Annotated in this window: 19 protein-coding genes and 1 pseudogene; 17 read left to right on the forward strand and 3 right to left on the reverse strand. The window is 69.1% G+C overall.

All coding sequences use genetic code 11. The features are described from left to right. Position 1: 1 nt before the first annotated feature. From mrdA to ACSION_RS17425, 5 genes and pseudogenes are all read left to right on the forward strand, one after another. Positions 2-1,855 (forward strand): annotated as a pseudogene (mrdA, locus tag ACSION_RS17405) (penicillin-binding protein 2); the annotation flags it as partial. Between the two features lie 116 nt (positions 1,856-1,971). After that, positions 1,972-3,108: a rod shape-determining protein RodA gene (gene rodA, locus ACSION_RS17410; RefSeq protein WP_435307045.1), complete on the forward strand. Its 1,137-nt coding sequence runs from the start codon at positions 1,972-1,974 to the stop codon at positions 3,106-3,108. A gap of 61 nt (positions 3,109-3,169) precedes the next feature. Then, positions 3,170-4,306: a lytic murein transglycosylase B gene (mltB, locus tag ACSION_RS17415; protein WP_435307046.1), complete on the forward strand. Its 1,137-nt coding sequence runs from the start codon at positions 3,170-3,172 to the stop codon at positions 4,304-4,306. Then, a complete protein-coding gene (locus ACSION_RS17420) occupies positions 4,303-5,445 on the forward strand; it encodes a septal ring lytic transglycosylase RlpA family protein (protein ID WP_435307047.1) in 1,143 nt (380 codons plus the stop codon). Before mltB ends, ACSION_RS17420 begins: the two co-directional genes overlap by 4 nt. A gap of 112 nt (positions 5,446-5,557) precedes the next feature. Further along, positions 5,558-6,760 (forward strand): D-alanyl-D-alanine carboxypeptidase family protein, encoded by a 1,203-nt coding sequence (locus ACSION_RS17425; protein WP_435307048.1) that lies wholly within the window; start codon positions 5,558-5,560, stop codon positions 6,758-6,760. A gap of 59 nt (positions 6,761-6,819) precedes the next feature. On the opposite strand, the gene ACSION_RS17430 is transcribed toward ACSION_RS17425, so the two are convergent. Further along, positions 6,820-7,683 (reverse strand): EamA family transporter, encoded by an 864-nt coding sequence (locus ACSION_RS17430; RefSeq protein WP_435307049.1) that lies wholly within the window; start codon positions 7,681-7,683, stop codon positions 6,820-6,822. A 265-nt stretch (positions 7,684-7,948) separates the two neighbouring features. Between ACSION_RS17430 and ACSION_RS17435 the strand changes: the two genes are divergently transcribed. The 4 genes from ACSION_RS17435 to glnE all read left to right on the forward strand — a co-directional run bounded on the left by ACSION_RS17435 (position 7,949) and on the right by glnE (position 12,751). After that, the gene (locus tag ACSION_RS17435; protein ID WP_435307178.1) at positions 7,949-8,866 is read left to right on the forward strand and encodes a CsgG/HfaB family protein; all 918 of its coding nucleotides are present in this window, start codon (positions 7,949-7,951) and stop codon (positions 8,864-8,866) included. A gap of 99 nt (positions 8,867-8,965) precedes the next feature. After that, positions 8,966-9,244 carry a DUF493 family protein gene (locus ACSION_RS17440; protein ID WP_093488181.1) on the forward strand — a complete coding sequence of 93 codons (279 nt, stop codon included), beginning with the start codon at positions 8,966-8,968 and terminating at the stop codon, positions 9,242-9,244. Continuing rightward, the gene (gene lipB / locus ACSION_RS17445; protein ID WP_435307050.1) at positions 9,241-9,900 is read left to right on the forward strand and encodes a lipoyl(octanoyl) transferase LipB; all 660 of its coding nucleotides are present in this window, start codon (positions 9,241-9,243) and stop codon (positions 9,898-9,900) included. The genes ACSION_RS17440 and lipB overlap by 4 nt, the downstream gene beginning before the upstream one ends. Positions 9,901-9,934: 34 nt before the next feature. Next, positions 9,935-12,751 (forward strand): bifunctional [glutamate--ammonia ligase]-adenylyl-L-tyrosine phosphorylase/[glutamate--ammonia-ligase] adenylyltransferase, encoded by a 2,817-nt coding sequence (gene glnE / locus ACSION_RS17450; protein WP_435307051.1) that lies wholly within the window; start codon positions 9,935-9,937, stop codon positions 12,749-12,751. Positions 12,752-12,755: 4 nt separating this feature from the next. Here the strand turns inward: glnE and ACSION_RS17455 are convergent, their stop codons facing one another. Beyond that, positions 12,756-13,706: a mitochondrial fission ELM1 family protein gene (locus ACSION_RS17455; RefSeq protein ID WP_435307052.1), complete on the reverse strand. Its 951-nt coding sequence runs from the start codon at positions 13,704-13,706 to the stop codon at positions 12,756-12,758. 138 nt (positions 13,707-13,844) lie between these two features. Between ACSION_RS17455 and ACSION_RS17460 the strand changes: the two genes are divergently transcribed. From ACSION_RS17460 to ACSION_RS17485, 6 genes are all read left to right on the forward strand, one after another. After that, complete coding sequence (locus tag ACSION_RS17460) at positions 13,845-14,432, forward strand: malonic semialdehyde reductase (protein ID WP_435307053.1); 588 nt, start codon at positions 13,845-13,847, stop codon at positions 14,430-14,432. Positions 14,433-14,454: 22 nt separating this feature from the next. Continuing rightward, positions 14,455-15,033 carry a YceI family protein gene (locus ACSION_RS17465; protein WP_093488171.1) on the forward strand — a complete coding sequence of 193 codons (579 nt, stop codon included), beginning with the start codon at positions 14,455-14,457 and terminating at the stop codon, positions 15,031-15,033. 146 nt (positions 15,034-15,179) lie between these two features. Continuing rightward, positions 15,180-15,377 (forward strand): zinc-finger domain-containing protein, encoded by a 198-nt coding sequence (locus tag ACSION_RS17470; RefSeq protein ID WP_435307054.1) that lies wholly within the window; start codon positions 15,180-15,182, stop codon positions 15,375-15,377. A 36-nt stretch (positions 15,378-15,413) separates the two neighbouring features. Continuing rightward, on the forward strand, positions 15,414-16,553 hold the full coding sequence (locus tag ACSION_RS17475; protein WP_435307055.1) for a glycosyltransferase family 4 protein: 1,140 nt from the start codon (positions 15,414-15,416) through the stop codon (positions 16,551-16,553). Continuing rightward, positions 16,525-17,844: an O-antigen ligase family protein gene (locus ACSION_RS17480; protein WP_435307056.1), complete on the forward strand. Its 1,320-nt coding sequence runs from the start codon at positions 16,525-16,527 to the stop codon at positions 17,842-17,844. The genes ACSION_RS17475 and ACSION_RS17480 overlap by 29 nt, the downstream gene beginning before the upstream one ends. Further along, positions 17,834-18,739, forward strand: a complete 906-nt coding sequence (locus ACSION_RS17485) for a lysophospholipid acyltransferase family protein (protein WP_435307057.1) — start codon at positions 17,834-17,836, stop codon at positions 18,737-18,739. Before ACSION_RS17480 ends, ACSION_RS17485 begins: the two co-directional genes overlap by 11 nt. Here ACSION_RS17485 and lpxL read toward each other — a convergent pair. Continuing rightward, positions 18,730-19,614 (reverse strand): LpxL/LpxP family Kdo(2)-lipid IV(A) lauroyl/palmitoleoyl acyltransferase, encoded by an 885-nt coding sequence (gene lpxL, locus ACSION_RS17490; RefSeq protein ID WP_435307058.1) that lies wholly within the window; start codon positions 19,612-19,614, stop codon positions 18,730-18,732. The two genes, ACSION_RS17485 and lpxL, sit on opposite strands and share 10 nt — an antisense overlap. 87 nt (positions 19,615-19,701) lie before the next feature. On the opposite strand from lpxL, the gene waaA reads away from it, so the two are divergent. Continuing rightward, positions 19,702-21,003 (forward strand): lipid IV(A) 3-deoxy-D-manno-octulosonic acid transferase, encoded by a 1,302-nt coding sequence (gene waaA, locus ACSION_RS17495; RefSeq protein WP_435307059.1) that lies wholly within the window; start codon positions 19,702-19,704, stop codon positions 21,001-21,003. After that, entirely contained in the window at positions 21,000-22,220 is a 1,221-nt protein-coding gene (locus ACSION_RS17500; RefSeq protein ID WP_435307060.1) for a CaiB/BaiF CoA transferase family protein, read from the forward strand. Before waaA ends, ACSION_RS17500 begins: the two co-directional genes overlap by 4 nt. The last annotated feature ends 144 nt before the right edge of the window (positions 22,221-22,364 follow it).

Here is a 22,364-nt window from a genome sequence, read left to right on the forward strand (position 1 = left end):
GATGGCGGGCCTGCGCCGGCGCAGCAAGAATCCGCACGCGGAGGCCGACCAGTTCCGCCGCCGTGCGGTGATCGGCTTTGCCGTAGTCGGCGCCTGCCTCGTCGCGCTCGCGGCCTGGTACTTCAAGCTGCAGGTGCTGGACCACGACGAATACGCCACGCGCTCGGAAGCCAACCGCATCCGACCGCGCCCGGTCGTGCCGGGGCGCGGCACGATCTACGACCGCAATGGCCTGTTGCTGGCGGAGAACGTCCCCGCGTTCCGCCTGGATGTCACGCCGGACAAGGTCAAGGAGCCGGCCAAGCTCGTGGCCGAACTCGGCAGGATCATCGAACTCTCGCCCGAGGACATCGAACGGTTCGAAGCCACCCGCAAGGCGTCGCGCGGTTTCCGGCCGATCACGCTGAAGCTGCGCGTCTCCGAGGAGGAGATGGCGCGCTTCGCCGTGGACCGCTGGCGTTACCCCGGCGTGGAGCTGGTGCCTTACCTGACGCGGCGCTATCCCTACGGCGAACTGTTCGCGCACATCGTCGGTTATGTCGGTCGCGTCGATGAGAAGGACCTCGAGCAACTCGGCGAGATCAACAGCGCGTTGACCCACATCGGCAAGACCGGGCTCGAGCGCTACTACGACGAACAGCTGCGCGGGCGCATCGGCTACGAAAAGGTCGAGACCAACGTGGAGGGCCGCGCGCTGCGCGTGGTCGGCCGCGTTCCCGCGCAGGCGGGCACCGACCTGCGCCTGAGCGTGGACGCGAAGCTGCAGCAGGCCATCGTGGATTCGTTCGGCGAACTGGAAGGTTCGGCGATCGCGGTCGATCCGCGCACCGGCGAAGTGCTGGCGATGGTGAGCCTGCCGAGCTACGACCCGAACCTGTTCGTCAACGGCATCTCCAGCAAGGACTTCAAGCTGCTCAACGACAATCCGTCGCGGCCGCAGTTCAACCGCCTCGTGCTGGGCGGTGTGGCGCCGGGTTCGACACTGAAGCCGTTGATCGCGCTGGCAGGACTGGACAGCGGCAAGCGCAAGCCGGAGGACACCGTGGTGTCGACCGGCATGTTCTATCTGCCGGGTACGAGTCGCGGCTGGGGCGATGCCAGCCGACGCGGCCACGGCGTGACCAACCTGCGCAAGTCGATCTCGCAATCGGTCAACACCTACTACTACCGGCTCGCGCTGGACCTGGGCATCCAGCAGTTCGACGAATACATGGCGTACTACGGCTTCGGCGCGCCCACGGGCATCGACCTGCGCGGCGAGATCGGCGGCATCCTGCCCTCGCCGCAGGCGAAGTTGAAGGCGCGCAAGGAGCGCTGGTACCCCGGCGATACCGTCAACGTGGCCATCGGCCAGGGCGACTGGAAGGTCACCCCGCTGCAACTCGTGCGCGCGACGGCCGGCATCGCCAGCGGCGAGTTGCGCCGACCGCACCTGGTGGCGCAATCGCGGGTCGGGTTCGATCGTCCGTGGGAATCGATGCCGCAGCCGGCAGCGGTTCCGATCAGCCCGAATCCGGCCAACGTCGCCGTCGTGCGCCTGGGCATGCAGGACACCATGCAGCCCGGCGGTACCGGCTGGCGCGTGGCCCAGGGTGCGTCCTACCTGATGGCGGGCAAGACCGGCACCGCGCAGGTGATCAGCCGTCGCGGCACCGCGGCGGTCGATCCGCGCAGCCTGCCGATGCACTTGCGCCACCGTTCGCTGTTCGTCGGCTTCGCACCGGCGGACAACCCGACGATCGCGATCGCGATCGCGGTGGAAGGCGGCGGTTACGGCGGCAGCACGGCAGGACCCATGGCGCGCAAGATCTTCGACGCCTACCTGCTCGGCCAGATGCCCGAGAAGGTGGACCCGGAAGGCGTGCCCATGACACCCGACGCGACCGTCGCGCCGCCGTCCGCACCCGCCGCGGTGCCCGCCGCCGCGCCGCCGTCGGCGACGCCACCCCCGGCACCGCAGGGAGAGCGGCGATGAGCGACCTGCTGCGCTGGGCGCTGGATGCACTGCGCTACCTGCTGCGTACCCTGGACTGGCCACTGCTGGGCGCATTGTTGGCGCTGATGGCGGTCGGCCTGGCCGTGCTGTACAGCGCGGGGGGCGAAGCGCTCGGTTCGCGCCTCGTGCTCGCGCAGGGCGTGCGCTTCGGCGTGGGCCTGGCGGCGATGTGGGCGCTGTCGCGGGTGACGCCGGTGCGGCTGCGTGCATGGACGCCCGGCGTGTTTGCGGTTGCGCTCGTGCCGCTGGTGCTGGTGCTGTTCATCGGCACCGGCAAGCACGGCGCGCACTGGATCGACCTGAAGTTCTTTTACCTGCAGCCCTCGGAACTGCTGAAGATCGCGTTGCCGATGATGCTGGCCTGGTACCTGCATCGCGAGCCGCTGCCGCCGGGTTGGCGCACCACGATCGTGTCGGCGCTGTTGATCGGTCTGCCGACCGGCCTGATCCTGCTGCAGCCGGATTTCGGTACCGCGATGCTGGTGGCGGCCAGCGGCGTGTTCGGCCTGTACCTCGCCGGCCTGTCGTGGTGGTGGTTCATCACCGCCGGCGTGCTCGGTGGCACGGCGGTGGGCCTGGTGATGTTCGCGCCGATCTCGTGGTTCTCGTTCCTGCGCGAATACCAGCAGAACCGCATCCTGACCTTCCGCGATCCGGAGAACGATCCGCTGGGCGCCGGCTGGAACATCCTGCAATCGAAGATCGCCATCGGCGGCGGCGGCTGGACCGGCAAGGGCTGGGGCCAAGGCTCGCAATCGCACCTGGATTACCTGCCCGAGCACACCACCGATTTCATCTTCTCCGTGTTGTCGGAAGAGTTCGGCTGGGTGGGTGTGGCCGTGGTGCTGCTGCTGTACCTGTTCGTCGTCGGTCGCTGCCTGTGGATCGCGATGGATGCACGCGATACGTACTCGCGTCTCATCGCCGGCACGCTGGGCATGGCCTTGTTCGTCTACGTGATCGTCAACGGCGGCATGGTGTCCGGCCTGCTGCCGGTGGTGGGCGTGCCGATGCCGTTGTTGAGTTATGGCGGCACGTCGGCCGTGTCGTTGCTCGCCGGCCTGGGCCTGGTGATGGCGGTGCGCGCGCACCGGCCGGTGCACGGGTATTGAGGCCACGCTGCGCAGTGCTCTGTTCACCCTGCACGGAAAATCGCGTGCTACCCTCGCGCCGATGATGCGACGCGTACTTCCCTGTCTTCTGGTGCTGGCCCTTGCGTCCTGCGCCACACCGCAACCGCCACCGCCGGGTTCCTCGGCGACTTCTCCTGCTGCGACAACGACGCCCGCCGAAACCTCGGTGGAACGCGTCGCCGACGTGCCGCCCGAGGCGCTCGCGCCGGTCGACTTCCCCACGGCGCGTGCGCAATTCGTGCGCGATACCGCGGCGAAATACGGCATCGCCCCGGCCGACATCGAGGCGACGCTGGGCAAGGCGCAGTTCCTCGACAGCGTGGTGGCGGCGATGTCGCGCCCCGCCGAGCGCGTGAAGCCCTGGAGCGAGTACCGCGTGGGCTTCCTCACGCAGACGCGCATCGACGGCGGCCGCGCGTTCATGGCGCAGCATCGCGACGAACTCGCACGCGTCGAGCAGCAGTATGGCGTGCCGCCCGAAGTGATCGTGTCGATCATCGGCGTGGAGACCAACTACGGCGGCTTCACCGGCCGGCACAAGGTGCTGGACGCCCTGTACACGCTGGCCTTCCGCTACCCGCGCAGCGGCAACCCCGAGCGCATCGCCTACGAATATCGCCGCGAACAGTTCTTCCGCGACGAACTGGCGCAGCTGTTCGCGCTGGGCCGTGAAGAGAAGCTCGATATCGCCACCCTGACCGGCAGTTACGCCGGGGCGATGGGCCTGGGCCAGTTCATGCCGTCGAGTTACCGCGAGTTCGCGGTGGACGGCGACGGCGACGGCCGACGTGATCTGTTCACCACGTATCCGGACATCTTCGCGTCGATCGCCAACTACTTCCGCAAGAAGGGTGGCGAGCGCGGCGGTTGGGTGCCGGGTGGCGCGGTGGTGGCGCGTGCGCAATTGCAGGACGGCTATCCGGAGTTCAACCCGGAGACCTGGACGCCCGATTACACGCTCGCGCAACTGGCCGAAAAGGGCTATCGCCCGCTCGACGCCGTCGCACCCGACGCGACCGCCACGCTGGTGCAGCTGGACGGCGCCGACGGCAAGCAGTACTGGCTGGGCTTCCAGAACTATTACGCAATCACCCGCTACAACAACTCCAAGATGTACGCGATGGCGGTGTACCAGCTGTCGCAGGCCATCGCCGGCCGCGAGATTCCGCCGGCATGAGGTGGCTCGCGCTGCCGATGGTCGTCGTCGCCCTGGCCGCGTGCAGCACGGCACCGAAGAAGTCCCCGCCACCGCCGTTGTCCGGCGGCGCGACCACATCGCCTTCGTCGCCCTCGCGCCCGACGGCGGGCAAGGATTGTTCGCGCTATGCACCCGCGCAGGAAGACCTGTCCACGCGCGGTGATTACAAGGCCGGCGGCTTGTACAAGCCGGGCGTGGCCGATACCACCCCCGACCACGTGCCCGACCTGGACTGCATCCGCGAGCCCGTCGTCACTGCCGAAGCGCGCTCGCGCGTGGGCAACAAATCGCCGTACACGGTGCTGGGCAAGCAGTACCGCGTGCTCGATCGCGTGGACGACTACGTGGAGCAGGGCACCGCGTCGTACTACGGCAACAAGTTCCATGGCCGGCGCACGTCGAACCAGGAGGTGTACGACATGTACGCCTACAGCGCGGCGCACAAGTCGTTGCCGCTGCCGAGCTTCGCGCGCGTCACCAACCTGGACAACGGCACGTCGGTCGTCGTCCGGGTGAACGATCGTGGCCCGTTCCACGAAGGGCGCGTGATCGACCTGAGCTACGCCGCCGCGGTGAAGCTGGGCATCACCCAGCGCGGCACCGGGCGCGTCGAAGTGCGTGGCCTGGCCCCGGATGGACGCGCGCTGGCCGAAGCGCCCGCGGTATCCGCACCGAGGGCCACCACGCCCCCGGCGACGCCGTCGGCGATGGATGCGCTGGTCGACCGCTTGCCCCAGGGCACGGCCACGACCGCGCAGGGGTTCGAACAATGGATGCAGGCCAACGGCGTGCGCGTGGCGACCGGCAAGCCCGGCGGCGCGGCGGCGCCAGTGGTGACGGCACCCGCGGCCGCGTCCGTGCTGCCGGCCTCGGCGCCCGCCGCAACGTCGCCCCTGCAATTGCAGGTGGCCAGCTTCTCCAGTCGGGACAACGCCGACCGCGCGCTGGCCCGCCTTGCGGCGGCCGGTATCGCCGATGCACGGCTGACCGATGTGCCCGGCAACGGGGGCACGCTGTGGCGGTTGCGCGTCGGTGCACCGGATGCGGCGACGGCGGAGGCCCTGGCGGGCCGCATCGCGGGCCTCGGCTTCGGCCGTCCGCAACTGGTGCGCGAATAGTCGCGGGAAACCGCGGGTTTTTTACGTTCTTCCAACCCACGGGCGGGCCGGCGTCCCTACAATATCGGCCTTGAATCGTCAGGCCCACGGCCTTGCCAGGAGTTTTCCGCCGATGAAGTTCCGTTTCGCCCTTGCCGCGCTCGCGACCACCGCCATGGGCCTGGCCATTGCCCAGACCCCCGCGCCGACCCCGGCGCCCGCCGCTGCCGCTCCCGCTGCGCCTGTCGAGATCCCGCCGCCGCCCAAGCCCACCGCCACCGCATGGGTGCTGGTCGACTACATCACCGGCCAGGTACTGGCGGGCGAGAACTACAACGAGCGCGTCGAGCCGGCCAGCATCACCAAGGTCATGACCTCGTATGTGCTGGCGGCCGAGCAGAAGAACGGCAAGATCAAGCCCGACGACCAGGTGATGATGAGCGAGCGCGCCTGGCGCGAGGGCGGTGCTGGCACGGATGGCAGCTACAGCGGTTTTGCCGTCAACAAGACCGCGCCGCTGCTGGACATGGAAAAGGGCATGGCCGTGCAGTCGGGCAACGACGCCGCCATCGCGCTGGCCGAGCACGCCGCCGGCAGCCAGGAAGCGTTCGCGTCGCTGATGAACAACTACGCCGCGCAGATCGGCATGAAAGGCTCGCACTTCGTCAACGCGCACGGCCTGTCCGCACCGGAGCACTACTCGACCGCGTACGACCTCGCGCTGCTGGGCCGCTCCTTCATCCGTGACTATCCCGAGCAGTACGCCTTCAACAAGATCAAGGAATTCACGGTCGGCACGATCACCCAGCCGAACCGCAACCTGCTGCTGTGGCGCGATGCCAGCGTCGACGGCATCAAGACCGGCCACCACTCGGCCGCCGGCTATTGCCTGATGAGCTCGGCCAAGCGTGGCGACCAGCGCCTCGTCGCGGTGGTGATGGGTTCCACCTCCGAGAAGCAGCGCGCAGAGGACAGCCTGGCGCTGCTCAACTGGGGCTTCCGCTTCTACGAGACGCATCGCTTGTACGAGCCCGGCAAGGTCATCGCCAGCCAGCGCGTGTGGAAGGGCCAGACCAAGGAAGTGCAACTCGGCGTCGCGCAGCCGATGCTGGTGAGCGTGCCGCGCGGTCGCTACGGCGACCTGAAGCCGACGATGGACGTGCCCAAGACGCTGGTCGCGCCGATCACGCAGGGCCAGGCCATCGGCACGGTGAAGGTCACGCTGGACGGCAAGGTGGTCGCGCAGTCGCCGCTGGTGGCGATCTCTCCCATCGAAGAGGCAGGCTTCTTCAAGCGCCTGTGGGACGCGTTCTGGATGTGGTGGGAGTCGGAGTGATCCGCCTCGTCCCATGATGTTGAAGAAGCCGGCGCACGCCGGCTTCTTCGTTTCCGGCCTCAGCGGATGCCGGCAGCGATCAGCCCGATGGCGATGATGGCCAGCGGGATCGCCAGCAGGTTCAGCCGGTTGAGCCGCTCGCCGAAACCGAACACGCCCGCCAGAGTGCCCAGCACCACCACGCCGATGTTCATCATCGAGAACACCACCGCCGGATGATCCGGCAGCGCGCGGTGGGCCTTCACGTAGAACAGGATGTTGGCGAAGTTCAGCGTGCCCAGCAGCAGGCCCGTACCCAGCGCGGCGCGCGTCGGCGCGATCCGCGAACGCCACAGGCGCAGTCCCTGCACGAGCAGCATCACCGCGAACGCCGCGATGAAGGCCACCTGCAGCGACGCGGCGAACGGTGTGCCGGCCGCAGCCAGGCGTTTGAGCAGCACGTCCACGCTCGCGTAGCCGACCAGCACCAGCAGCGGCAGCGCCCAGGCCTGCCATCCGTCGCCGCGCGTGCCGCGTTCCGGGCGTGCCACCAGGCACGCGATCGCCACCACGCCCAGCACGAGGCCGGCGATCCGCAGCGCATTGGCCTGCTCGCCGAACCACAGGAACGCCGCCAGCAGCGACAGCACCAGCGACATCCGCTGGGCGATGTCGGTGCGTACGATGCCCGCGGCGCGCACGGACGCCGACAGCGCCAGGAAGATGCCGGGCAGCAGCAGTGCCAGCAATACCAGCTCGGTCCACGGCGTGCCCGCGTGACGGAGGGTCGCCAGCGGCGGATCCAGCAGGCCGAAGCACAGCAGCGAGGCGGCCAGGTAATTCCAGGTGATGCCTTGCGCGGTATCGATCCCGCGTCGTTGCATCAGCTTGAGCAGCACGGAAACCAGCACGCTGCAGGCGACGCTGATGAGCAGGTAGAGCATGGCGCGACTCGGAGAAGGAGCGCCGGATTATCGCGCCTGAACGCGGGCCCGTGCGGCAGCGTCCCGCATGGCCGTCGTACCCCGCTCTTCGCGTGCCTATCGGGAAGGACGGCCACCATCGCCTATCATCGGGTCCGGGAGGTGCGACGCGGCCCGCGTCGTCCGCCCGGCCCACGGAATAACCCGCGCCACGCGGATCACCACTTTTCAAGGAGATGCACGAGTGAACAGGGGAACACGAAACACGGTATTGGCGACGGCCTGCATGCTGATGGCGGCAGCCGCGACGCCCGCGTTCGCCCAGCGCGCCAGCGCGCAGGACCAGCGCAAGCAGCAGATGGCGGAAATCCCGACCTGTGCCAAACCGCTGGGCACGATCTCGGTGATCGAGCCCGAGGACGGCGTGAACTGGTGGAGCGGCCAGCAATTGCCGGCACCGTCGAAGCTGATCAAGGTGTTCGTCAACAAGTCGCGCTGCTTCACCCTCGTCGACCGTGGCGCGGGCCTTGATGCGGCGATGGGCGAGCGCGCGCTGGCCTCCAGCGGTGAGCTGCGCAACCGTTCCAACATCGGCAAGGGCCAGATCCGCGCAGCGGATTACGTGCTGGTGCCGGACCTGATCTCGCAGAACAGCAACGCCGGCGGCAATGCCATCAGCGGCCTGCTGGGTGGCCTGGTGGGCGGCAACGTCGGCCGCGTGGTCGGTGGGCTGGACTTCAAGAAGAAGACCGCCGACGTCGTCCTGACCGTGACCGACGTGCGTTCGTCCGAGCAGGTCGCCATGGCCGAAGGCAGCGCCAAGAAGACCGACATCGGTTGGGGCGCGGGCGGCAGCCTGTTCACCGGCAGCCATTGGGGCGGCGGCGGCGCCAGCGGCTACGCCAACACCGAGATCGGCCAGGTCATCACGCTGGCCTACCTGCAGGCCTATACCGACCTGGTCGCCCAGCTGGGCGGCGTGTCCGGCAACGCCTCGGCCTCCAACGCCCAGCAGGCGGTGGAAATGACCAAGCCGGGTCGGCTGTTCGCCAACCCCAAGGGCACCGGCAAGGCGGTGCGCGACCTCGACCCGGGCATGATGCTGTACCCCACCGGCAACAAGGAGGGCGTCATGTGGGAAGTCGAGGACGAACTGGGCAACAAGGGCTGGGTCTCGTCCAGCCTGGTGCAGTTGGCGCGCTGAACCGCGACCGCTGTCCGCCGGAGGGCCGCCACAGGGCGGCCCTTCGCGTTTCCGGGCCCGCGGCTTGGCTTTCACGCCCTGCGTCCCAATAATTCCCGCATGGAAATCAAATCCGACAACCCCGAACACGGCTTCCAGTTCCCCGGCACCTTCGAGCTCAGCGCGATGGGCACCGCCGGGACCGGCCTGGAAAGCGAACTGCCGCGCCTGCTGGAATCGGCCGGCGTCGAGGTCCTGCACGAGGACATCAGCTGGAAGCACTCGAGCAACGGCAAGTACGTGTCCGTGCGCATCCGCTTCCGTGCCGACGATCGCGCCCAGTACGACGCCGCGCACAACGCGCTGCGCGAGCATCCGGAAGTGAAGTGGACGCTGTGAGCGCCCCCTGCATCGTCCGTGAGCTCGGTCGCCAGCCGTACGAACCGGTGTGGCGCGCCATGCAGCGTTTCACCGACGCGCGCACCGATGCGACCGTCGACGAGCTGTGGCTGGTCGAGCACGATCCCGTCTTCACCCTGGGCCAGGCCGGCAAGGACGAGCACGTGCTCGCGCCGGGCGACATCCCGGTGGTGCATGTCGATCGTGGCGGCCAGGTGACTTACCACGGCCCCGGCCAGATCGTGGCGTATCCGCTGTTCGACCTGAAGCGTTTGAAGGTGGGCGTGCGCGATTACGTCTGCAAGATCGAGCAGGCGATGATCGATACGCTGGCCGAATGGAACATCGAAGCCGCCCGCAAGGACGGCGCGCCCGGTGTCTATGTCGCCGGCGCGAAGATCGGCGCGCTGGGCATCCGCGTGCGACGCGGCTGCACCTTCCACGGCCTGGCGTTCAACATCGCGATGGACCTGGAACCGTTCCACCGCATCAATCCCTGCGGTTACCAGGGTCTGCAGGTGGTTTCGCTGGCCGATCTCGGCGGCCCCACCGGCATGGACCAGGTGAAGCCCGTGCTGTTGAAGCACATGGCGGACCAGTTCGGCCTTGCGCTTCGCCACGACACCGCCCTGCCGGATCTGTCGCAGGCCGCATAACGACGGCCATGGCCGCGTGCCACAATCGGTCGCCATGAACGATGCGACCCTGTCCCTCGATGCCGAACGCGATGCACTGACCGAGCGCGGCCTGGCGCGCTTGCGCGCCGCGTCGACGTCATCGGATGCGCTGCTGGCCGATCCTGGCAATGTCGAACGCGTATCGCGCGTGATCGCCACCAGCGATTTCGCGCTGGAAACATTGCGCCGGCAGCCCGACCTGCTCGCGACTCTGCTCCACGATGACGGGGCGGCGCCATGGCCGGTACCCGCGTTGCTCGCGGACAACACGGCGCAATGGCCCGAACTGCTGCGCCGCTACCGCACGGCCGAATCCACGCGTTTGGTGTGGCGCGACATTCACGGCCTGGACACCGTGGACGACACGCTGGCCGGCACCACGCGCCTGGCCGAGGTCTGCCTGCAGACCGCGCTCGACGCGCTGGAAGTCGAATTCGCGCAACGCCACGGCGTGGTGCGTGCCGCCGATGGCAGTGCGCAGCGATTGGTGGTGTTCGGCCTGGGCAAGCTGGGCGGCGGCGAGCTGAATTTCTCCTCCGACATCGACCTGGTCTACGCCTATCCGCAGGGCGGCGACTCCGACGGCGCGCGTTCGCTCGCGGCCGAGGACTATTTCATGCGGCTGGGCCAGCGACTGGCGAAACTGCTCGATGAACCTACGGCCGACGGCTTCTGCCACCGCGTCGACCTGCGCCTTCGTCCGTTCGGCAACGCGGGGCGCGTGGCGCTGTCGTTCGCGGGCATGGACCAGTATTTCCAGCGCGAAGGACGCGACTGGGAGCGCTACGCCTGGCTGAAGGCGCGCGCCGTGGCCGGCGACATCGAGGCGGGCGAACAGTGGCTGGAGTCGTTGCGTCCGTTCGTCTACCGGCGCTACCTGGACTACACCGCGCTCGATGGCCTGCGCGAGATGAAGGCCGCCATCGCCGCCGAAGTCGCGCGCCGCGAACTGGCCGACGACATCAAGCGTGGCCCGGGCGGCATCCGCGAGATCGAATTCCTCGTGCAGGCGTTGCAGCTCATCCGTGGCGGGCGCGAAGCGGCGCTGCGCGAACGACGCCTGCGCGTGGCCCTGCCCGCACTGGTGGCGACCCGGCAGGTCTCGCCGGAAGAAGGCGAGATGCTCGCGCAGGCCTATCGTTTCCTGCGCCGCCTGGAGAACCGCCTGCAGATGCTGCGCGATGCGCAGACCCATGCGCTGCCGGAGGCGGCACTGGACCGTCATCGCATCGCGCGCGGGTTGGATTATCCGGATTGGGACGCGCTGCGCGCCGCGCTGGACGTGCAGCGCGAACGCGTGTCGGCGGAATTCGCAGAGTTGCTCGCACCGCGCCAGCGCGATGCCGAGCCGGGCGCGCTGGCGCTGTACTGGCGTGCGTTGCCGGAAGGAGGAGATGCATCACCGCTCGCGGCATCGGGGTTCACCGACCCGGGCAGCGCGGACCATGCGCTGCGTGAGTTCGCGCAATCCAGCGGCGTGCGTGCGCTATCCGATGCTGCCCGCGCACGCCTCGATCGCGTCGTGCCATCGCTGCTCGACGCCTGCGTGCGCTCGCGCCAGCCCGATGCCGCGCTGCGCCGCGTATTGCCTTTGTTGCAGGCGATCCTGCGTCGTGCCAGCTATCTTGCCCTGCTCGACGAGCAGCCCAGCGCGCTGGCGCGCCTGGTCGATGTGCTGGCGCGCAGCGCGCTGCTGGCCGAAAGGCTCGCGCAGTACCCGTTGTTGCTGGACGAGTTGCTGGACACGCGCGTGGCCGGGCCGATGCCGGACCGCGCCGAGCTGCGCGCCGAATGCGAGGCAGCGTTGCTCGAGGACGATCCCGAAGCCTGTCTGCGCCTCTTGAACGAACGACGCCTGGCGTTGAGTTTCCGGGTGGCGCTGGCCGCGCTGGACGGACGACAGGCGGCGCGCGACAGCGTGCGCCAGCTGGCCTGGCTCGCCGACGAGGTGGTCCGCGTGGTGGTGCAGGTGGCGACACGCGACGTGCTGGCCGCGCATGGCCGCGTGCCCGACGGACGCTTCGCGGTGGTCGGTTACGGCAGCCTGGGCGGCGAGGAACTCGGCTTCGGTTCGGACCTTGATCTGGTGTTCCTGTTCGACGCCCCGGCGGGTGCGGAATCCGATGGCGCGCGTCCGCTGGAAGCGGGGCGCTGGTACGCGCGCCTCGCGCAGAAGATCGTGGCGCTGCTCGGCGCGGTCACGGCGGCGGGACGGCTGTACGACGTCGACGTGCGCCTGCGCCCCGACGGCGCGAAAGGCTTGCTGGTGTCGTCGCTGGCGAGCTTCACCGAATACCAGCGCGAACGCGCATGGACCTGGGAACACCAGGCGCTGGTCCGCGCCCGTGCGATGGCCGGCGACTTGTCCCTGCGCGACGCCTTCGAGGAGGTCCGCCGCCAAACGCTGGCCCATCCACGCGATGCCGATACGTTGCGCGCCGAGGTGGTGAAGATGCGCGCGCGGATGCGCGCCGAGCTCGATCGCAGCGATGCCGCGCGCTTCGATCTCAAGCAGGGCGCGGGCGGCCTGGTCGACCTCGAGTTCCTGCTGCAGTACCTGGTGCTGCGCGATGCGGGTCGGCGACCGGGCCTGCAGCGGCCGCGCGACACGCCCGGCTTGCTGGTCGCACTGGTGGAAGCGGGTGTGCTGTCGCCGGAGCAGGCCGCTGCGCTGGATGCCGTGCATGCGACCTTCGTGGCGGAAGGCCTCGCCTGCACGCTGGACCGGCGCCCGCGCCTGGTGGTGGAGAACGCGGCGCTGGCTGCCGCGCGCGCCCTGGTGATGCGGACGACGTCCGCGCACGGACTGGATTTCGACGCGACGACCTGATCGCTCAGCGCAACAGTCGCGTACGCACCTCATCTGCGACGCGAGCCGTTTCGCGTAGCGGCTGGACGTCGAAGGGCGACATCGCGCCGGTCAATGCGCGGATGCGTCCGCGCGCGAGCAACGCCTCCAGGAACAGGCGGGGGCGTCCGCCGACACGTGCCGGTTCGAACACATGCACCGGCACCGAGGTCGCACACGCTTCCGACAGCATGTTGACCGACTCCGGCGTGCAGACGATCCGGTCGGCCCAGGCCAGCAGGCCGGCATAAGGATTCGGGCCATCGGACGGATCGCACCACAGCACCGTGTCCGCACGCGTTGCGTAACGCGCGCGCAGCGCCTGCACGACGTCGGCGGGCGTGCGACGCGATGCCGTGATCATCAGGCTCTCCGTTCCCATCGCGTCGTCGAGCATGGCGGCGAGCCGCGCGAACGCATCGGCATCGAAAGCGTAGTGCGCGCTGTCGCCGCCGATCAGCAGCGCGGTGCGCGGCGAGGGCAGGGCGGCGAGGGACGGAAACGCCGTGCGGGCATCCAATAGCCAGGCGTCGTCGACCGGGTTGAGGCTGCCGAGCAGGGTCAGCACGTTGGGTCCGGCAAGTCCGTCGTGGTCCGGCGCGATGACCAGGTCCCAGTGCGACGGGTCGATGCGCGGGTCGAGGATCTGGACGGCGCGGCTGCCGCGGTCACGCAGCAGGCGCGTCGCCAGGGCCGCCTGCCGGCCGCAGCCGATGGCCAATGCGGGGGGCGTGTTCCATGCAGCATGGAATCCGGACCCGAACGCCTGCGATGCGCCGGGCAACCTCCGCGGTGCCATCCAGCGCCAGGGCGCATGGGGCAGCAGCACGATCTCGTCTGCCACCCGCCCCAGTGCGCGCGCCAGCGCCAGCGCCTGGCGCACGTTGCCGGCATGGCCGTCGGTGAGGGTGCAGGTGCGGGGCGAATCGGCCGTCACGGGGCGTTTTCGTTCCACTGGTTAAAACAATCCGTTCCGGGGCGGCTGGATGTTGCCATAGTCAGGACACTCTACACTGCCCCCGCATTCGCTGGCCCGGTACGTCGGGCTCCGTCTTCTTCCTGCCGCAGGTTTCCCATGCCCCAAGCTCTCGACGCCGCATCGCTGGACCAATTGTTTCGCACCGCCCGCACCTACAACGCCTTCGGTGGCGAGGTCAGCGACGAGACGCTGCGGCAGTTGTACGACCTGCTGAAGTTCGGTCCCACCCAGGCCAACACCACCCCGGCGCGCTTCGTGTTCGTGAAATCGGCCGAGGCCAAGGCCAAGCTGGGCCCGGCGCTGGACGAAGGCAACTACGCCAAGACGATGGCGGCGCCGGTCACCGTGATCATCGGTCGCGACGAGGACTTCCACGAGAAGCTGCCGTTCCTGTTCCCGCACACCGACGCCAAGGCCTGGTTCGACGGTCCGCGCGAGAACCGCACCAAGCCTGCGCTGCGCAACGCCAGCCTGCAGGCGGCCTACCTGATCGTCGCCGCGCGCGCGCTGGGCCTGGACGCCGGCCCGATGACCGGCTTCAACGCGGCCAAGGTCGACGAGGCCTTCTTCGCCGGCACGGCGATCAAGTCCGACATCCTGGTCAACCTGGGCCAGGGCGACCCGACCAGCATTTTCCCGCGTTCCCCGCGCCTGGGCTTCGACGAAGCCGCACGCATCCTCTGACCCCACCCCCTGGAGATTCCCCATGCGCAAGACCCTGCTCGTTGCCGCCCTGTTCGCCTTCGCCGGTTCCGCCTTCGCCGCGCCGGTGACCTACAAGCTCGACCCCGGCCACACCAATGTGTTGGCCAGCTGGAACCACTTCGGCTACTCGAACCCGAGCGCCAACTTCGGCCAGGCCGACGGCACCCTGGTGTACGACGCCGACAAGGTGTCCGCCTCGAGCGTGCAGGTCACCCTGCCGCTGACCGGCCTGAGCGCGCTGGCCGACCAGTTCTACGACCACCTGACCAGCGACAAGTGGTTCGACGCCGCCAAATACCCCACCGCCACCTTCAAGAGCACCAAGGTCGAAGCCGCGGGCGAGGGCAAGCTGAAGGTCACCGGCGACCTGACCATCAAGGGCATCACCAAGCCGGTCGTGCTGGACGTGACCCTGAACAAGGTCGGTGAGCACCCGATGAAGAAGGTGCCGGCGATCGGCTTCGACGCCACCGCCACCGTCAAGCGCAGCGATTTCGGCGTGGGTGCGTACGCCCCGATGGTCAGCGACGACGTGACGCTGAAGATCACCACCGAAGCGACCGCCGACGCCAAGAAGTAAGCCGCGTCCCTCGGCCGTTTTCCGGCCGATGCGCTCCAGAACGCCGCCCCGTCCCGGGCGGCGTTCTTCGTTCCGGGCCCTGTGCCTTGGGGCGTCCGGGAGCGGCTGGTAGACTGGCCGCCCCTGTTTCGCCATCGTCCACCGCCATGAGCCAGACCGCCACCGTGCCCGCCAACGCCGAGAAGCGCTACACCGTGAGCCGCGCCGACCTGCCGCTGAGCTGCCCGTTGCCGTCGATGGCGCTGTGGAACTCGCATCCGCGTGTGTATCTGCCCATCGAGGACGCCGCAGGTGGCGACGTGCAGTGCCCGTATTGCGGTTCGCATTTCGTCCTGGCCGACTGACCGGACGATGCCGGCCCCTCGCATGGCCCGCCGACCATGCGCCGACTGACCGTCGTCCAGCTGCTGCCGGCGCTGGAATCCGGCGGTGTCGAACGCTCCACCCTTGAGATCGCCGATGCGCTGGTGCGCGCCGGCCATCGCGCCATCGTGGTGTCGGCCGGCGGCCGCCTCGTGCCGACGCTGCTGGCGTCCGGCGCGGAACACATCACCCTCGACATCGGCCGCAAGTCGCTGCTGACATTGCGCCATGCCGGCGCGTTGCGACGGCTGTTCGCCGAGGCCGGCGCCGACATCGTGCACGCCCGTTCGCGCTTGCCGGCATGGCTTGGCCTGTGGGCGGTGCGCGGCATGCCCGCCGCATCGCGATCCCGCTTCGTCACCACCATGCACGGCCTCAATTCGCCAAGCCGCTACAGCGCGGTGATGACGCAGGGCGAACGCGTGATCTGCGTGTCGGAAACCGTGCGTCGCTATCTGCTGCAGCACTATCCGCGGACCGATCCCGCGAAGCTCGTCGTCATCCCGCGCGGCATCGATCCCGCGCAGTTCCCGCGTGCCGCTTTCCCCGATCCCGACGCGCGCGGGTGGGCGGCCGCGCAGCATCCCGCGTTGGCAGGCGATGGCCCGCTGCTCCTGTTGCCCGGACGTGGCACGCGATTGAAGGGGCATGGCGACGCGCTGTCGCTGCTCAGGCGATTGCGAGGGACCGGTGTGGACGCGCGCCTGTGGATGCCGGGCGCGCGCGAGCCGGGCCGGGCGCCGTACGTCGCCGAACTGGAAGGAGAAGCGCGGCGTGATGGCGTCGCCGATGCGCTGGCCATCACCGCGCCGACGGCGGAGATCGCACGCGCCTACGCCGCCAGCGACGTGGTGTTGCAGCTGTCGCGCAAGCCGGAAGCCTTCGGTCGTACCGTCATCGAAAGCCTGTCTATCGGCCGCCCGGTGGTGGGTTGGGCGCACGGCGGCGTGGGTGAATTGCTGGCGGGGCTGCAGCCGCAAGGCGCGGTGCCCGCGTTCGACGAAGACCGCCTGTTTGATGTCGTAAAGGCGATGCTCGCCCATCCGCCGTCGCCATTGGCTACGATGGACGCCTACACCCTGCGCGCAATGCAGGAAGCGACGCTGGCCCTCTACCACGATCTTGCCGATGACCGCCGACCTGCCCCCGACTCCTGACACGCCTGCACGCCGCGCACACGGTTGGCGATGGGCGCCCGCGTGGGTGCTGACGTTCGTCGCCCTGTGGCCGGCGCCAGGTTATGCCGAGGCGGTGATGGTGCTCGGCGCGCTGGCGGCGATCGTGCGCTTGCTGCTGGGGCGCTTCCGCGGCGGTACGCGCCTGCTGAGCGGTGCGGCCTGGGCACTGACAAGCGCGCTGTTCGCCGCGTACTGGTTGCCGCAGGCCATCTCGGCGATCGACGCCGTCGATGTCGGGCGCGCATTGCGGGAAGCCGCGGTGGACCTGCGTTACCTGCCGTTCCTGTGGCTGGTGGCGGCGTCGGTGGCGAATACGCGCGCGCGCCGAACCACGTTCAGCGGTCTGGCAGTGATCGTGGGGATCTGGACGCTGGATGCGTTGGCGCAGGTGGCGTTCGGCACGAGTCCCTTGTTCTGGGGCCTGGACCAGCTGAAGCAGTGGATCAGCGGGCGGCCGATGTGCACGGTCGAGCAGATGGCCGGTATCGACCGGTTGAGCGGCTTCCTCGGTCCGTGCAATCGCAAGCTCGGGGTGGTGATGGCCAGTCTGTCGCCGTTTCTGCTGTTCGCCGCCGCCGCGCGCCTGCGCGTGGCGGGCTGGCTGCTCGCATCCGCGGCGATCGGCGTGGTGGTGCTTCTCGCGGGCGCCCGCGCCGCGTGGATCACCTACGCGCTGGTGCTGGTGTTCTCGGGCTGGAAACTGCTGGGCTGGAAGCGACTGCTCGGCGTGTTCGGGTTCGGTTTCCTGCTGTTGGGCGTGCTCACCGTCGCCTCGACGCAGGTGCGCGAGCGGATCCTGCTGACCACGCATGCGCTGACCGCCGACGAAGCCGGCGTGGACACCGCATTGTCGGGCCGCGCGCAGATCTGGTCCGCGGCCACCTGCATGATCGCGAAGCACCCGATCAACGGTGTCGGCGCGCGCGGATTCCGCCAGGCCTACCCGGACTGCGACGCCAGCCCCGCGTCGCGGCCGGCCTGGGGCCAGGGACCCGCGTTCCACGCGCACCAACTGGTGCTGGAAGTGCTCAGCGAGACCGGCGTCATCGGTTTGCTGTTGTGGCTGGCGGGGGCTGCGCTCGCGTGGCGAGCATGGCGATATGCCTCGCAAGTGGCGAAGGAACGCGCGCGCCCGGCAATGCTTGCACTGGCCGTGACGGTCTTCCCGTTCAATACGCACCTCGCGTTCTATTCGACGTTCTGGGGCGGGCTGACGCTGATGCTGGCCGCGCTGTACGCCGGCAGCCTGCTGGCGCGCGATGACGAATGAGGCCGCACGTGCGCGGCGCTGCGCCTTCATCGCACCCGCAAACCTGATCGCCACCGCGATCGCGGCGCTGCCGCAGCGCGTGCTGCTCACGTTCGGCTCGGTAGCGACGTGGGTGCTCTGGCCTGCACTGGGGAAGCGGCGTCGCTATGCGGCCACCAACATCGCTCTGTGTTTTCCGGAGCTGGATGAGGCGGCACGGGCCCGCCTGCTGCGCGACAACTTGCGCGCGACCGTGACAGGCGTGCTCGAGCTGGTACGTGGTTGGTTCGCTTCGCCTGGCAGGCTCCACGGCCTCGCCGACGTGGACGGTCTCGAGCATGTGCGCGCGGCGCGCGAGCGTGGGCAGGGCGTTTTGCTGTTCGGCGGCCACTTCCCGCATTCGGAACTGTGCGCGCGCCTGCTCGGTGAAGCGCTCGGCGAACGCGTGACGATCGTCGCGCGCCACAACAATGATGCCTGCATCGAACGCTGGCTCGACGGCGCGCGTCGCCGCGCCTTCGCCGACGTCATCGGCAAGAAGGATGTGCGCGGCCTGCTGCGCGCGCTGTCTCGCGGCGGCATCGTGGCGTACTCGGCCGACCAGGATTTCAACTACCAGAACGCCTTCGTGCCCTTCTTCGGCATCCAGGCGGCCACCCTGGTGGCGACGCCGGATCTCGCCCGGCGCGGCAACGCCGCGGTGCTGCCCTTCTGGTTCCACCGCGATGCCGATGGGCGCTACAAACTGCGCGTGGAGCCCACGTGGGACGGCTGGCCCAGCGGCGATCCGGCGCAGGATGCGGCGCGCTACATGGCGGAACTCGAAGCCGTCGTGCGCCAGCATCCCGAGCAGTATCTCTGGGTGCACCGGCGCTTCAAGACACGCCCACCGGGCGAGCCCGGCCTCTACCGGTAAAGCGCCCCGCGGCCGTCGGGCTGGCGCTTGAAGCGCCGATGGATCCACAGGTATTGGGTGGGTGCCTCGCGCACCATCCCCTCGATGGCGGCGATCACGCGTGCGGTGTCGGCGGTGGCGTCGGAAGATGGGAAATCTTCGAACGCGGGCGACAGTCGCAACGTGTAGCCGCCGTCTTCGCGCCGTACGTGCGAGAACGCCATGACCGCGGCGCCCGACAATCGCGCCAGCTGGTGGGTCGATGTCAGGCTGTAGGCCGGATGACCGAAGAACGGCACGAACACGCTTTCGCCGCGCCGTGTGTCCTGGTCCGGCGCGAACCACAGCAGCCCGCCTTGCTTGAGGTGCTTGAGCGCAGGCCGCAACTCGTCACGGGTGAACATCGCGGTGGCATAGCGCAGGCGTCCGCGCTTCACCGCCCACTCCATCGCGCCTTGGTCGTGCGGGCGGTACATGCCGGCCAGCGGCGCGTAGTCGCACATCAGGCGGGCGGAAATCTCCAGCGTGGTGAAGTGCCCCGAGACGACGATGACGCCGCGCCCGCCGGCCTGCGCGGCCGCCAGGTGCTCCAGGCCCTCCACGCGCACGCTGCCACGCATCGGCGCCACGCTGCCCCACCAGGCGCGCGCGAACTCGAACAGGCCGATGCCGAGCTCGCCGAAACTCGCGCGTGCGAGGGCTTCCTGGCGAGCGGCGTCCAACTCGGGAAAGCAGAGCGCGATGTTGCGCCGGGCCACGTGCCGGCGATCGCGCATCAGCGCGAACAGCAGGGCGCCGATGCCGCGCCCCAACGGACGCTGCAGGGCCCACGGCACGCGCGCGGCCAGCCAGGCCAGGCCGACGCCGGCCCAGGAGAGCCATTGGCGCGGCCCCATGGGAGGGCGCTCGTTCGCGCCGGGGGATCGCTTCTCGGATTCGGCCATGACCCATTGTAGCGGCGGCCCCGGGTATCCTTGTCGACGATGCCGAACCGAACCGCCGAACGCCTGCTGCGTGCCCTGTATTCGGCGGTGCTGTACGTGCTGACGCCGGTCACCGTCTACCACCTGATCTGGCGCGGCTTCCGCTATCCGGAATACTTCCAGCGCTGGAACGAGCGCTATGGCAGCTACGACGCCCCGCCGCGTCCGGTCGATGTGTGGCTGCACGCCGTGTCGGTGGGCGAGGTCAACGCCGCCGCGCCCGTCGTGGACGCACTGCTGAAACGACACCGCGGGCTCAGGCTGCTGGTCACCACGATCACGCCGACCGGTTCGGAGCGCGTGCGCGCGCTATGGGGCGACCGCGTGCTGCATGTCTATTCGCCCTACGACCTGCCCGGCGCGGTCGCACGCTTCCTCGACCACTTTCCGCCGCGGCTCGCGCTGATCATGGAAACCGAGTTGTGGCCGAGCCTGCTGTTCGGCTGCCACGACCGCAAGGTGCCGGTCTACATCCTCAATGCGCGGTTGTCTGCGCGTTCGTTGCGCGGCTACAGCGTGCTGCGCCCCCTGATCGCGCGCACGCTGCGCACGGTGCGCCGCGTGGCGGCGCAGTCCGAGGGCGATGCCGCGCGCTTCGTCCAGCTCGGCGCGGCGCCGGAACAGGTGCGCGATGTCGGCAACCTCAAGTTCGACATCCCGGTGCCGGCCAACGTACAGGAGGTGGTCGCGGGTTTCCGTGGGCACCTCCACCAGGGCCGCCCCGTGTGGATCGCGGCGAGCACGCACGAGGACGAGGAATCGCCGGTGCGCGAGATCCACGCCCGCCTGCGCGAGCGCTGGCCGAACCTGCTGTTGTTGTGGGCGCCACGGCATCCGGAACGTTTCCCGCGGGTGGCGGAAGCTGCGCGCGAAGCGGGCTGGAAGGTGGGTACGCGTCGTGCGGATCAGTGGCCCGCCAGCGACGATGACGTCTTCGTGCTCGACACGCTCGGCGAACTGATGGCGTTCTATGCCTGCGCAGACGTCGCCTTCGTCGGTGGCAGCCTGCAGGCGATCGGCGGCCACAACCTCCTGGAGCCCGCGGCGGTCGGCACACCCGCTGTCACCGGTCCGCACCTGCACAACTTCAGCGAGATATCCCGTCGCCTCAAGGAAGCCGATGCGCTCGTCATCGCGCCCGATACGACCGGCGTAGCGCGCGCCGTGGAAGCGTTGCTCGCCGACGACACGCGACGCGACGAGATGGCTGCACACGGGCGGGCGCTGGTCGAACACGGCCGCGGCGCCCTTGCACGCACGCTGGTGATGATCGCGCCCCACCTGCCGGCGCCCGTCGCGTGAGCGCCCCCGCACCGCGTGCCCTGGCTGGCGTGCGCGTGCTCGATCTCACGCGCGTGCTCGCGGGCCCGTGGTGCACGCAGGTGCTCGCCGACCTGGGCGCTGACGTCATCAAGGTCGAGCGTCCGGGCACCGGCGACGACACACGCGGTTGGGGCCCGCCCTTCCTGCGCGATGCGTCCGGCGACGAAACAGGCGAGTCGGCGTATTTCCTGTGTGCCAACCGCAACAAACGTTCGCTGACGGTGGACATGTCGACCCCGGAGGGGCAGGACATCATCCGTCGCCTCGCCCAGCAAAGCGATGTGCTGGTGGAGAACTTCAAGGTCGGTGACATGGCGCGCCATGGCCTGGACGCCGCTGCGTTGCGCGCGCTGAACCCGCGCTTGGTCTATTGCTCGATCACCGGCTTCGGCCAGGACGGGCCGTATGCGCAGCGCGCAGGCTATGACTTCGCAGTGCAGGGGCTGGGCGGCCTGATGAGTCTTACGGGCGAAGCCGATGGCGAGCCGCAGAAGGTGGGCGTGGCGGTGTCGGATCTCTTCACGGGCATGTATGCCACCGTCGCCATCCTCGCTGCGCTCCGCCATCGCGACGCCACGGGCGAAGGGCAGGTCATCGACATGGCCCTGCTGGACGCACAGGTCGCGATGCTCGCCAACCTGGGCAGCCACACGCTGGTCGGCGGTGAACCTCCGCCGCGGCAGGGCAATGCACACGCCAACATCGTGCCGTACCAGGTGTTCGCCGTAGCCGATGGGCATGTCATCGTCGCGGTCGGCAATGACAGGCAGTTCGTCCGCTTGTGCGAACTGCTGGACCTCGGATCGCTCGCACAGGATGCGCGCTTTACGAACAATGCCGCGCGCGTGCGCCATCGCGATGCGTTGATTCCGGTATTGCAGGACGCGTTCCGCGCGCGCGGGCGCAACGCGTGGCTGGCATCGCTGGAAGCAGCCGGCATCCCCTGCGGGCCGGTGAACGATCTCGACGATGTCTTCGCCGATCCGCAGGTGCTGGCCCGCGGCATGGTCGTCGAGACGCCTCATCCGCTAGCCAGCGCGGTGCCGCTGGTGGGCAGTCCGTTGAAGCTGTCGGCGACACCGGTCGAACCGCCGCGCGCGCCACCGTTGCTGGGGCAGCACACCGACGGCGTGTTGCGCGAAGCCGGCTTCAGCGACAGCGAGATCGCGGCGCTGCGGGCAAGCGGTGCGATCTGAAAGACCTCTGCAGGAGCGACGTAAGTCGCGACCTGGAATCTTCAGCGTAGGCCCGCTAGCCGTCGAGCAGTGAGCGTCCGGTCGCGACTTACGTCGCTCCTACAGGATCTTCTCATGCGAAAACGACAACGGCGGGCCGAAGCC

This window comes from Pseudoxanthomonas sp. LjRoot125, from assembly GCF_964252705.1.
GTDB lineage: Bacteria > Pseudomonadota > Gammaproteobacteria > Xanthomonadales > Xanthomonadaceae > Pseudoxanthomonas_A.

What these genes read in the sequence shown, in the direction of transcription:
- ACSION_RS17430 (WP_435307049.1), bottom strand. Translation starts at nt 7,683, where the DNA reads ATGCTCTACCTGCTCATCAGCGTCGCCTGCAGCGTGCTGGTTTCCGTG.
- ACSION_RS17470 (WP_435307054.1), top strand. Translation starts at nt 15,180, where the DNA reads ATGAGCCAGACCGCCACCGTGCCCGCCAACGCCGAGAAGCGCTACACC.
- ACSION_RS17435 (WP_435307178.1), top strand. Translation starts at nt 7,949, where the DNA reads ATGCTGATGGCGGCAGCCGCGACGCCCGCGTTCGCCCAGCGCGCCAGC.
- ACSION_RS17425 (WP_435307048.1), top strand. Translation starts at nt 5,558, where the DNA reads ATGAAGTTCCGTTTCGCCCTTGCCGCGCTCGCGACCACCGCCATGGGC.
- mltB (WP_435307046.1), top strand. Translation starts at nt 3,170, where the DNA reads ATGATGCGACGCGTACTTCCCTGTCTTCTGGTGCTGGCCCTTGCGTCC.
- ACSION_RS17465 (WP_093488171.1), top strand. Translation starts at nt 14,455, where the DNA reads ATGCGCAAGACCCTGCTCGTTGCCGCCCTGTTCGCCTTCGCCGGTTCC.
- ACSION_RS17475 (WP_435307055.1), top strand. Translation starts at nt 15,414, where the DNA reads ATGCGCCGACTGACCGTCGTCCAGCTGCTGCCGGCGCTGGAATCCGGC.
- ACSION_RS17460 (WP_435307053.1), top strand. Translation starts at nt 13,845, where the DNA reads ATGCCCCAAGCTCTCGACGCCGCATCGCTGGACCAATTGTTTCGCACC.
- ACSION_RS17420 (WP_435307047.1), top strand. Translation starts at nt 4,303, where the DNA reads ATGAGGTGGCTCGCGCTGCCGATGGTCGTCGTCGCCCTGGCCGCGTGC.
- waaA (WP_435307059.1), top strand. Translation starts at nt 19,702, where the DNA reads ATGCCGAACCGAACCGCCGAACGCCTGCTGCGTGCCCTGTATTCGGCG.
- lpxL (WP_435307058.1), bottom strand. Translation starts at nt 19,614, where the DNA reads ATGGGGCCGCGCCAATGGCTCTCCTGGGCCGGCGTCGGCCTGGCCTGG.
- ACSION_RS17485 (WP_435307057.1), top strand. Translation starts at nt 17,834, where the DNA reads ATGACGAATGAGGCCGCACGTGCGCGGCGCTGCGCCTTCATCGCACCC.
- ACSION_RS17480 (WP_435307056.1), top strand. Translation starts at nt 16,525, where the DNA reads ATGACCGCCGACCTGCCCCCGACTCCTGACACGCCTGCACGCCGCGCA.
- ACSION_RS17440 (WP_093488181.1), top strand. Translation starts at nt 8,966, where the DNA reads ATGGAAATCAAATCCGACAACCCCGAACACGGCTTCCAGTTCCCCGGC.
- glnE (WP_435307051.1), top strand. Translation starts at nt 9,935, where the DNA reads ATGAACGATGCGACCCTGTCCCTCGATGCCGAACGCGATGCACTGACC.
- rodA (WP_435307045.1), top strand. Translation starts at nt 1,972, where the DNA reads ATGAGCGACCTGCTGCGCTGGGCGCTGGATGCACTGCGCTACCTGCTG.